The sequence below is a fragment of the Litorivivens sp. genome, assembly GCF_057445395.1.
The window spans coordinates 1-10,017 of the sequence record NZ_JBVBUV010000100.1 but is presented as its reverse complement, the minus strand read 5'-3'; the positions used below and the strand labels follow the sequence as shown (position 1 = coordinate 10,017).

Below are 10,017 nucleotides of genomic sequence, written 5' to 3'. Positions count from 1 at the left end.
GCGTTTTGGATTATAAAAAGGGCAGCACTTTGCCCCTTTAATTTTCTATTGCGGATTCAAGGGGTCGTGGGCAAGCAGTAGCACGGCTGCCGCGCCAAACAGAGACGTGCGCAGATTTTCGCTGATAGGGACGGCGATACTCAGTTGCCCCTCACTGCTGCGATCTATGAGGGCAAGCACTTGGCTGTTCTGGCGCACCTCATAGCTGACGGTGTCGGGCAATACGCCCACCGTTGATGCCTGGCTTCCAGAGACCTCAAAATCGTGACCGTCGATTCTAAGAATACCGTGCAGCGGTTTTTTGCCCGTGGCGTGCATATCCAGCTGCCATTGCGGCCAAGCTGGGCCAAGTTTGCGCGAACGGCAGTTGAGTGAAGCATCATAAGCAATGTTTTCCGTTACGCTCATGTCGTTCTCGCCGCGCTTGTTGGTAACCCGCGCTTCCCAGTTTTCTACGTTGAGGACTTGTCGACATTGAATAGATGCGAGTTCGCCAACGGGACCGTACAGGCGGATTTTCATTTCAGACTCATTGCGCAGGCTGGTGGTTCCGGCGCTGGCCTGGCGTCCGCCCTCGGCGCCTAGCCCTACCTGCACGTCAGTGCTTGTCTGCACGGGCAGGTTGTTCCACGGACTCCGGGCCTCGAAAGCGGCAGTGTAGGGGCCCACTATGAGAGGGTCCTTTCGTAACTGTGCCATGAATCCCCGGCCGGAGGCGGCATGGCGTTCCACCTCTTTGTCGGTCCAGTCGATAGGGTCCAGAGCATTCTGCGCAACGAGCGAGCAGCCACCGAGGTAAAGGGTAACTATCAGGGACACAATGCACAGTGTGCGCATTCAATGGACTCCGAGTGAAACTGTTGTTGATCGTCAGGGTAGGGAAGTCCCCGAAAAAGGCGCAGATCCTATTTTTACAAGAGGCCCGGCCGAGCTTTTGGGGCTGCTCTCAGCGCAGTTTACTGCATTTTCCGTAAAGCAACTCGGACTAAATTAAAGCCTCTGCCGAGTTTAATTCAAGGCCCTGTATCGATCGATGGTGGGGCTGGGGCAATCCCCTTGGAGCGTGATACAGGGCTTGCCGAGGGCGGCGCAGTAGCCTGCGTCGAAGGCGGCATTCCATTGTTTGTATTTGTCACCGAAGCGGATAATCGCCACGTCGCTTTGCTCGATCAAGGTCTTGGTGAGGATGGCGTTGACCTTGGCGGATTTGTGGTCGCGCCAGAAGTCTTTTTGCTCGGGGCCGAGACCATCGCCTGCGGCGTCGCTGGATTCGTGGTCGGTGTTGGCGGAGGTAAAGGCGATATCCAGTTTCTGCTCGCGGCAGCTTTCAATGATTTGATTGCGCCAGTCGGTGTGGATTTTGCCGGAGAGTTAAATTTTTAGTGTCACTGGAGTGCTGGTTGCTTTGTGTCTGGACTAATTAAAGCATGTACATAGTCCGATCTGCTCTAGTCTTTGTTGGTTCATTCATTTCTGGCAGACAACAAGTTTTTCCATTGCGGATTTGAAGTCCATAAAAAAGCCCAGGTCGTTAGCCTGGGCGGTGTAATTTGTTGCGAAGCAATTACTGAGCTATTACCAGTTCGACATCATCGAGAATCGAAAAAACAGGGTCGTCGGGGTTGGCGAAATTGAAAACATCGTCAAACGCAACCTCTGTTACTCGCCAATCCTGGACGAAATTCAGCAACCAACCGGCTCCTGCGCTCGAGCCATCACAAGCGGCAGTACCCGCTTTCCTCGGATCAAAGTCGCTTAGAGAAATATTACTACAGTTGTGTCGTGCGAAGAATTCAGTGCTTCCGTTGCGGATTAGAGATATGTCAACGGTGTATAGACCCCCAACCCGATAATCTAGGGTTGTGTTGCCCTCGGTGTTTACAGTTGTGTGCCAAAGTTTTGCTTTTATAAGATCTCCCGCTTGGACAGAGACCGTCTCGCTATTATTGTTGACGAGGATGTCGCCTATAGCAGCTCCCGCATCGAACAAAACTGTCATAGCTGTCTGAGGGTTACCTTCAGTAATGGAAAACTTGACACCTACTGCTGCCACGTCGGCGTTTGGCTTCCACTGCACCGAGTTGATTGAGGAGGTGTTTGGTGGAACATCGCTACCTATGTCTGCAGACATAGGCGCATTGATACGAAGCTCATTGTCTTCATCCAAGTCAAAGTTGCCAACCTCTACCAGCGGCCGCAGCGCACTGCACTGATCTGGTGATGGGTGGCAAATTACATAGGTCACCCAGCGGGGGACGTCCAGATTGAAGATAGTTGTTGTCTCGTTTCGGACTTCTCGTTCGCTATCCTGTTTGCGGACAACGTCTACGGGAACCAGGGCCTTATATTGTGCGGCACACCCATCACTGTCGAAGTCGAGTTGTTCAAAGTCCGTCCGGGTGAAATCCTGCAATAGTGCTTCGCCTCCTTCGGACGTAACACCGATGGGGGCGGTTTCTGGTGAACCGCAGGTATTGGTCAGGGCGCTGGCCGCGCTTTTAGCCAAGTCAGCATTTCCATCTTCGTCTGCGGCATACAGCGGCAGGCCTATACTACCGTTTAGCTCTACCGCCTCGATGGATACATCGCGAGAATAGGACGCGGGAAACTGTGGGTGAAAACCGTAAACTAGCAAGGCGAGTTTGTCTCCTTGCTCAATTCGCTCGGCGATACCGTTGAGGTTTACGCTATGTTTGCCGAGACCGCGCAGCGGGTAAATCTGGTCGTCGACCAGATCCCAGAAGCCGCTATCGGCTTTCTGTTGGCCGATGCCCACAAAGACAATACTGTCGCAACCGGTGCGGAGTGTGGGAACGTCGGGCGGGCTGCAGTCACTCGCCAATTCGTTGGCACCTGCAGCCGTTGCTACGGTGACATCGAGCTGGGGTATGCCAGCCAGTATCGCTCCGTTAACGTCGGCGACGCTGCCAAGCTCAACAACAGTTGGTCCATTCGCGGCCAGCGCTACGGCGAGCTCGCCATTGGGTACCGGGGAGGAGCTAAACTTGATCTGCGTGGCGGCCTGCGCATTGGCATCGGGAGCAATCAGCATGTCAGCCGGTATTGAGACAGAATCTTCGTCGGCCAGTGATATGCATATATTTTCGCTGCCGAGATCGACACCGGTAAATTGACGCAGCTTCGCGTCAAACCATTTAAGCACGAGACTGTCGGTGGTGTTGCCCGCGGCGGTTAGATTTGTTGCGCCGCAACTTTGGGGGCCGCCGGCATCCTGGAAGGCTGGTATGACGGGTGCCGGCGCGCCGGAATGTGTGGGTTGCGCGTCATCGGGTGCGGCGACCGCTAAGATATGCCCGGATTGGTGAGTGTAGAGTCGTACATCGCCGCCGAGCGCCGACAGGCACTGATAATTCCACCAGGCATCATTGAAATTGAAGAGGGTGTCGCGAAAGCCTTGGGTCAGCAGGACATCTACTGCTGGCAGCGTGCGAGGTTTATCGCCGGGCGATGGGACCACCCCGCCGTCGCTGAGCATGGTGTTGCTATCGTTTTCTCCCCAGTGGGTGACTTGATAGGGCATGGTCGGGAGCCCTTGATTGGCGCACCAAAAACCCAGGCTGTGGTAGTTGAACCACTTCAGAGCTTCCCGTGGGAATTCGTTGGTAGAGGCACCTCTTGTGAGGGTTTCCTTGATATAGGGATCGAGGCCGCGATCGTTCGGTGAATCGCCATTTTCCAGTCCGGGGCCATAGCTGCCGGATTCACCGCCTGCGACCAGCGCCAGGTCCCAGCCGGTTTTGATGGTGTCGCCGGGGTTCAAACTATAGCGCAGATCGTGCCAGGTGATATCGGGTACCAGGGCGTCGAGGCGGTTCTTTTCGTCCACCGCCAGAATCAGGAGTTGGTAGCCGCCTCCGTAGCTGCTGCCGATTGCCCCTACTACCAGATTGTCGCCATTCGCGACACTGTGTGCGGGTTTGTCGGCCGGGGCAGGTCGGGAAATAAACTTCTCTGTTGCATCATTCTTCCACGCCAGGTAGGGGAGGTTTTCCTCAGCCCAGTCCAGTATCTGCACCAGGTCTTTGCCCTCGAACTCTGGATCCATCGTGCGGATAGTGCCGGCACTGTCGCCAAAGCCGCGCTGATCAATGCTGATCACGGCGTAGCCTTTGCTTAAATAATCCGCAAACCGATCGCGTTCAGTTGTGCGCGAACCGCCAAAGCCGTGACCATGCAAGATTAGTGGGTGTGCAGCCAAGTGCAGAGTCGCGCAATCGATGGTGTCAGGTTCCATTAGCTGAAAGGCTATGTTGTGCCCCGACTCGGAGACCAGCGGATCGACCGCAAAATTGCCGCCGGCGACCTTGATGCCACCGTCTGCGCAGTAATCGCCCTGGGCGAGCTGATTGTCGGTGCAGCCCTTGTTGGTTGCATCCTGGGTATGGACCTCATCGGTAGGGGTATTAAGGGGAGTTCCGTGGCAGAAATCCTCGTCACCGCCGAGAAGGTCGTTATCGTTTACACCGTCGTTGTCATTATCGGCGTCCGCGCCGTTTTCGATGCCATCGCCGTCAATGTCGCTATCGCAGGCGTCGCCGACACTATCGCCATCCAGATCATCGGACTGCTTGTTTGATACTAGCGGACAATTATCTGATTCGTTGTCGGCACCATCGCCGTCAAGGTCGCTGTCACAGACGTCTCCGTTACCATCGTTGTCTGTGTCCTTCTGGTCCTGGTTTGGTGTTTGTGGGCAGTTGTCCGACGAATCGCCTGTTCCATCGCTGTCTGTATCCTGAGATTCGTTGGGATCGCCGGGAAATGCATCGGCGTTATCGCCTATCCCGTCACCGTCGGTATCACTATCTTCATTGGGGTCGTCTGCAAACGCGTCCATATCGTTGGGCGTGCCGTCGCCGTCGCGATCATCGTCGCATGCGTCACCAATCGCGTCGCCATCCAGGTCAGCCTTATCAGAGTTGGAAATTGCAGGGCAATTATCTTGACCATCTGGAACGCCGTCGTTATCACTGTCTGTAGATGTAGGGTTGGGGTCTTTACTGTCTACAAGACCGTCGCCATCGACGTCGTTATCACAGGCATCTCCCCGGCCGTCGGCATCGAAATCAGCCTGATCAGAGTTGGAAATCGCGGGACAATTATCTTCACCATTGGCAATGCTGTCGCCGTCATCGTCTTGCAATGCTTCTCCCGGCGCACAGCCATCAGCGTCAACCGTTGCATCCACAGGTGTTTGCGGGCAGGCATCAACTGCGTCGTTAATACCATCGTTGTCGCTATCGACGCCGCCGTCATAGTCAAATTGGCCGTCCGCGATATCGCGTTCAGAGGCGGTTAAATGCTTGAGTGCCTCTAAAGCGTCAATTAACACACGATTATCGCCGTTTGCCGAGATCGCAAACTGCGCCGCTTCGCTGGCAGCAAAATCGGCGGGGTCGACTGAGAAGGCCGCTAAAGACAGGCTGAGGGCTTGGGCACGATCCCGTACTCGTGGGGCCAGGATAATGCCATTGTCGGGGTTGCCGTCATTGTCCAGGGTTTGGAAAAAACGCGCCAGGTTGGTTCTAATGGACTCGTTGCCATTCGCCAGGGTTGTCGGCGTGATAAAGGGCTGCCCGGGCGCGGAGCCTAGCTGGATGCCGCCTAGAGAGAACGCTATCGATTGGCCCGATGTGAACTGAAATTCGCCGCGAGGGCCTGTGAGCCGAACGTCTATTTCATTTCCAGGTCGATAGCCGAGCCCTGTGATCGGGGAGTCAACGAACTGCCCCTCTTGTTGGCTTGCACTCGCGGTGCTGCTGGAACTGCCACCACTGCTGCTTCCGCCGCAGGCTGTAAGAAGGGCGCTAAGTAAGAAAAGCGGGAGACGCATAGACTTCATCCGTAGTTTTACCTCTAGACAGGAGACGGCATGCCACAGTAGGCACAAGCGTGCGGTTTTTATTTTGATATGCGCCATCTGGTCAAATATTAAACATCTTGGCGCAACGTGAATTTTACACAACTGCGCAATAAGTACAAACCGAGATGCGGTTCGAGCCAGTCTCATATCTATTGAAGCTCTAAATCAATTGCTACAGAGCAGTTATTCAGCCGCGTGCTATCGTGGATGGTGATATCGCCCCCGAGTACTGTAAGTAGCTGGCAGGAGATAGTATGAAAAAGCTGCAAAACGAAAAAGAACTTGTACGCAAGGCTATAGATATCGGTACTCGCTACGCAGAAAAACGCGGGGCCGCAATCTTCGAGCCTACCGATTCGACCAATGAGAAGCTGGAATACATATATCGGCTGCTGGTGCGGGACAAGCTTATCCAGCCCATGCCGGAGCTTCAGGTGTCGCAGCAGTCCATAAGGCATCGGCTGGCTTTATGGGCTGCTTCGCTGGAAAAGAAGAAAGACTGATCCGTTGGCTAACGGCGACGCGAATTAAACTGGGGACAGTTTACCTATTTCTAAATAAGTAAACTGTCCCCAATTTTCTAATGTGACTATGACCCCAATTATCTGTCGCTGACGACGTATTTCAAAATCTCAACCACCTGATCCGTTGTAGTCGCCCAGGCCATTGCGGCGGCGTCTACTTCCTTGAGGGGGTGAATGATCTCTTCGGCGTGCAGGGTGATATAGGGTTTGCCAAGGGCGGCGCAGTAACCGGCGTCGAAGGCGGCATTCCACTGTTTGTATTTGTCACCGAAGCGGATAATCGCTACGTCGCTTTGCTCGATCAAAGTCTTGGTGCGGATGGCGTTGACCTTGGCGGACTTATGGTCGCGCCAGAAGCCTTTTTCCTCGGGGCCGAGTACATCGCCAGCGGCGTCGCTGGATTCGTGGTCGGTGTTGGCGGAAGTAAAGGCGATATCCAGTTTCTGCTCGCGGCAGCTTTCAATGATTTGATTGCGCCAGTCGGTGTGGATTTCGCCGGAGAGGTAGACTTTTAGAGTTACTGGGGTGTTGGTTCCTTTGTGTTGATTTGTGCTTCAGTTAATTAAGTAAACTGTCCCCAGGATTCCGCTGCAGGTCAGCTATGGGCCCTCGTAACGCAGACGGGCGCGCAACCTCGCCTGATAATTGTTTAAAAGTAAGCGCTCCGACCGCTTTAGTTTGGTAGGTTGGGATTAGGTATAAAAAATAGCCCGGCCTGCATTCAGTGCTGGCCGGGCTGTGATGCTACGATGAGCGTGGTGTGTTCAATTACTGCACGTTTATCTGGATATCTACCTGCACTGAGTCATCGGTATAGGTATCGCCCGCATTGCCCACTTCAAAACTTAGCATTTCGCCGGCTTTTAGTGTGACAACCCGGTTAAACACTGAAGAAGCGTTTACGCCGGAAATTTCCTGCCCATAAAGCTCCTTCCACCCAGCCGGGGTAAAGCTGTAAACCTTGCCATTTTCACTAGAGGCATTGGTGTAAACCCAGTTAAAGGTTTTTTTTGCCTGCTGGTCAATGTTTTTGAAGTTTGCATTAACCGCGTATCTTCCGTCCTTGGGCGCAGTGAAGCGAATCTTGGATAGGTGGTCGGCACCGTTGCCAGGGTGAATGATCAGTGTGCCCGGAGCAGGGTTCAGGCCACCTGATAAGGTCTGGGGGGCTCCGGTGTTATTGAAGTAAACACCTTTCCAGCCTTCAGGCCCGTGGTGCCACAAACCTTTGTTGTTTGCGATAATTTGATACTTGACAAAGTCGCCGCCGACCGTGCCACCGCCATAACTCCAAACGCCGTTGGGGTTTGCGTTATTCATATCCGCGGCTGCGTTCCAGTGCCCGAAAGGTTTGACCCAAAGAACCTGAGACTTATTGTTAACCTTGCGAATTGCGATCGAATTTCCGTCAAAAACCATTTCGATGGGGCTTGCGTTGCCGCCAAAGGCGGGAAGCTTGTCAGCTGTGATAGCGGAATAGGCAAGGTTTGTTCCGCCCGCATAGACAACCAGATCATTCGGCGCGAGCCATATTTCAGACGTCTTTTGGTAGCCCTTTTCCATCCATCCTGGGAGTTGGTCGAAACCCCAGATGTAGCGCTTTTGACCGTTTGCCGTATCGTAGATGCAAACATTGCTGTCGGACTGAAGAACCACGATCCGACTTCCAATTTTGCCCAAGATCTGGTCGGAGCTTGACGGCTTCAGTCGGTCATTCTGCTTCATGATGACCAGCTCAGATGCTTGCGCTGAAAGGGCTCCACCGAGCATGAGCATGCACACTGCGATAAAGTGTGAAGTATATTTCTTAGTTAGTGTTAACATTTTTTCCTCGTAGCTACATTATTATCGGCTGTGCGCCACACCCCAGAACGGGACCTAACAACAATTTCGTGGCGGGGCTTGGAGTATAGCTTCTTGCATCATAATGGTGCACGCCTTTTGTGTGGGGGAGCGAGCATTAGCCCTTCAAGGAGGGGCGGAGGGCTCTACTTTAGCGGTTCATGGATTCTGGTTGATTGAGGATCAATGGGGGTAGGCAACTGGCGGCTGTCCTTCGAGTTTCGGGATGAACATATCTATCGTCGGGATTACGACGATTATCTCTAATCGGAGCGCACATTATGTCTATGCATAACCCCTCACATCCCGGGCGGCTCCTCGAGCAGCGCCTGATAGAAGATGAAGACGGTCAGAAGCTGAACAGCATTGCGATGATGGCCGAGCAACTTGGTTGTCACCGGAATACCTTAATCGAGTTATGAATTGCAGTGCTTCTTTGAGGCCATAAATGGCGCTGTCGCCCAGTGCTAGGCAGCAATAGTCAGGCGAACGCCAAGCACGCGCATTAACCGATGAATGGTGTACCACTTGGGTTGAACCTTGCCATTCACTGCCTTGTAAAGACTTTCCCGACTCAAGCCTGCGGCTTTTGCCACTTCTGTCATGCCGTGCTGTTTGGCCAGGTGGCCGAGGGCTGTGACAAAGGTATTCGGGTCTTCATCTTCGTAACACTCGAGCAGAAAGGCATCGATCTCAGCCTGAGACTCCATGAACTCTAAGGGATTAAATTCTTTCGTTTTTACCATTTGCGTAGTCCTCCAGTTCGGTGGCCATAGCCTCGATGGGTTTTCAAGTTCGTCAACGATGCACTGTATCCTGCGGGATACGTTTGAATATAGGCGGGAATTCCATCTATTCCACATTAGCTGGGCTTCAGCCGTTGGAACTCTCCCTCTGTCTGGGTGCCAGGTGGGGTGACGCCAAAGCTTTTATGGTAAGGTAGTGAGAGGTACTACCTTTTGATACCGGGGTGACAATATGGCAACTTCGATAAAACTCGATGATGATCTGAAAAGCCGGATTCAGCACTTGGCTGATGTGAGGCACCGCTCCTCGCACTGGATCATGCGCGAAGCGATTCGAGATTATGTAGAGCGTGAGGAAAAGCGCGAATCTTTTAAACAAGACGCGTTGCGAGCTTGGGAAGCCTACCAGGAAAACGGGCAGCATCTGACGCTTGAGGAAGCTGACGCCTGGTTGGAGAAGCTTGAGGCTGGTGATGATGCAGAGCTGCCCAAGTGTCACGACTGATTTGGTCCCCGTCAGCTCTTGCTGACGTACAAAGACTCTATTGCTTCCTCGCTCCTAAAGATAAAGAGGCGGCTCGTCGCGCCATCAAGACAATTCGAGCGGGCGTGAAAATACTGGCCCACCAGCCTGAGGCCGGGCGCCCTGTTGAAGATATGGAGCCAACTTTTCGAGAATGGTTGATCGATTTCGGTAGCGGCGGTTATGTCGCGTTGTATCGCTTTGATGGTGAAACAGCAGTGATTCTCGCGGTGCGACATCAAAAAGAAGCCGGTTACGAATAAAGTAAGCTGTTCTCAGAATTAACGAACCGATGATTGATAAAAACGACTCCGATCAAGTACATCGCCGATTAGCTCTGCAGGATGCGCTGATCAGCTAGGTTGTCGCCGCAATACCTTGAAGCGCGTTGTCAGCGGTGAAGCGTCGCTTAAACCAGAAATTGCGTTGGCACTGGAATTGATTGGTGTTGGCAAAGCCGAGTTCTGGTTGGGCATGCAGGCCAGTTACTACCTGTTT

9 protein-coding genes and 1 pseudogene are annotated in these 10,017 nt (G+C 53.4%); 4 read left to right on the top strand and 6 right to left on the bottom strand.

Annotated features, from left to right (window positions below; translation table 11 throughout):
- Nucleotides 1-45: 45 nt before the first annotated feature.
- The 3 genes and pseudogenes from AC222A_RS17815 to AC222A_RS17805 form a co-directional block, all read right to left on the bottom strand.
- A complete protein-coding gene (locus AC222A_RS17815; protein ID WP_486775360.1) occupies nt 46-837 on the bottom strand; it encodes a hypothetical protein in 792 nt (263 codons plus the stop codon).
- Between the two features lie 213 nt (nt 838-1,050).
- Nucleotides 1,051-1,359: pseudogene (locus tag AC222A_RS17810) on the bottom strand (YtoQ family protein); the annotation flags it as partial.
- 205 nt (nt 1,360-1,564) lie between these two features.
- Entirely contained in the window at nt 1,565-5,854 is a 4,290-nt protein-coding gene (locus AC222A_RS17805) for a thrombospondin type 3 repeat-containing protein (protein WP_486775359.1), read from the bottom strand.
- A 284-nt stretch (nt 5,855-6,138) separates the two neighbouring features.
- On the opposite strand from AC222A_RS17805, the gene AC222A_RS17800 reads away from it, so the two are divergent.
- Entirely contained in the window at nt 6,139-6,387 is a 249-nt protein-coding gene (locus tag AC222A_RS17800) for a DUF5062 family protein (RefSeq protein WP_486775358.1), read from the top strand.
- A gap of 98 nt (nt 6,388-6,485) precedes the next feature.
- Here AC222A_RS17800 and AC222A_RS17795 read toward each other — a convergent pair whose 3' ends face one another.
- Together AC222A_RS17795 and AC222A_RS17790 are read right to left on the bottom strand one after the other, a co-directional pair.
- On the bottom strand, nt 6,486-6,899 hold the full coding sequence (locus AC222A_RS17795) for a YtoQ family protein (RefSeq protein WP_486775361.1): 414 nt from the start codon (nt 6,897-6,899) through the stop codon (nt 6,486-6,488).
- A 277-nt stretch (nt 6,900-7,176) separates the two neighbouring features.
- Nucleotides 7,177-8,184 (bottom strand): hypothetical protein, encoded by a 1,008-nt coding sequence (locus tag AC222A_RS17790; protein ID WP_486775357.1) that lies wholly within the window; start codon nt 8,182-8,184, stop codon nt 7,177-7,179.
- A 347-nt stretch (nt 8,185-8,531) separates the two neighbouring features.
- Between AC222A_RS17790 and AC222A_RS17785 the strand changes: the two genes are divergently transcribed.
- Nucleotides 8,532-8,672 (top strand): hypothetical protein, encoded by a 141-nt coding sequence (locus tag AC222A_RS17785; protein WP_486775356.1) that lies wholly within the window; start codon nt 8,532-8,534, stop codon nt 8,670-8,672.
- A gap of 45 nt (nt 8,673-8,717) precedes the next feature.
- Here AC222A_RS17785 and AC222A_RS17780 read toward each other — a convergent pair whose 3' ends face one another.
- Complete coding sequence (locus tag AC222A_RS17780) at nt 8,718-8,996, bottom strand: addiction module antidote protein (RefSeq protein WP_486775355.1); 279 nt, start codon at nt 8,994-8,996, stop codon at nt 8,718-8,720.
- A 232-nt stretch (nt 8,997-9,228) separates the two neighbouring features.
- On the opposite strand from AC222A_RS17780, the gene AC222A_RS17775 reads away from it, so the two are divergent.
- Together AC222A_RS17775 and AC222A_RS17770 are read left to right on the top strand one after the other, a co-directional pair.
- The gene (locus AC222A_RS17775; RefSeq protein ID WP_486775354.1) at nt 9,229-9,501 is read left to right on the top strand and encodes a CopG family ribbon-helix-helix protein; all 273 of its coding nucleotides are present in this window, start codon (nt 9,229-9,231) and stop codon (nt 9,499-9,501) included.
- Nucleotides 9,489-9,782, top strand: coding sequence for a type II toxin-antitoxin system RelE/ParE family toxin (locus AC222A_RS17770; RefSeq protein WP_486775353.1), 294 nt, complete (start codon nt 9,489-9,491; stop codon nt 9,780-9,782). The genes AC222A_RS17775 and AC222A_RS17770 overlap by 13 nt, the downstream gene beginning before the upstream one ends.
- Nucleotides 9,783-10,017 lie beyond the last annotated feature (235 nt).

Excerpts from the sequence above, each read along its gene's own strand:
- AC222A_RS17790 (WP_486775357.1), bottom strand. The coding sequence starts at position 8,184 with ATGCTCATGCTCGGTGGAGCCCTTTCAGCGCAAGCATCTGAGCTGGTC.
- AC222A_RS17800 (WP_486775358.1), top strand. The coding sequence starts at position 6,139 with ATGAAAAAGCTGCAAAACGAAAAAGAACTTGTACGCAAGGCTATAGAT.
- AC222A_RS17780 (WP_486775355.1), bottom strand. The coding sequence starts at position 8,996 with ATGGTAAAAACGAAAGAATTTAATCCCTTAGAGTTCATGGAGTCTCAG.
- AC222A_RS17785 (WP_486775356.1), top strand. The coding sequence starts at position 8,532 with ATGTCTATGCATAACCCCTCACATCCCGGGCGGCTCCTCGAGCAGCGC.
- AC222A_RS17805 (WP_486775359.1), bottom strand. The coding sequence starts at position 5,854 with ATGCGTCTCCCGCTTTTCTTACTTAGCGCCCTTCTTACAGCCTGCGGC.
- AC222A_RS17815 (WP_486775360.1), bottom strand. The coding sequence starts at position 837 with ATGCGCACACTGTGCATTGTGTCCCTGATAGTTACCCTTTACCTCGGT.
- AC222A_RS17775 (WP_486775354.1), top strand. The coding sequence starts at position 9,229 with ATGGCAACTTCGATAAAACTCGATGATGATCTGAAAAGCCGGATTCAG.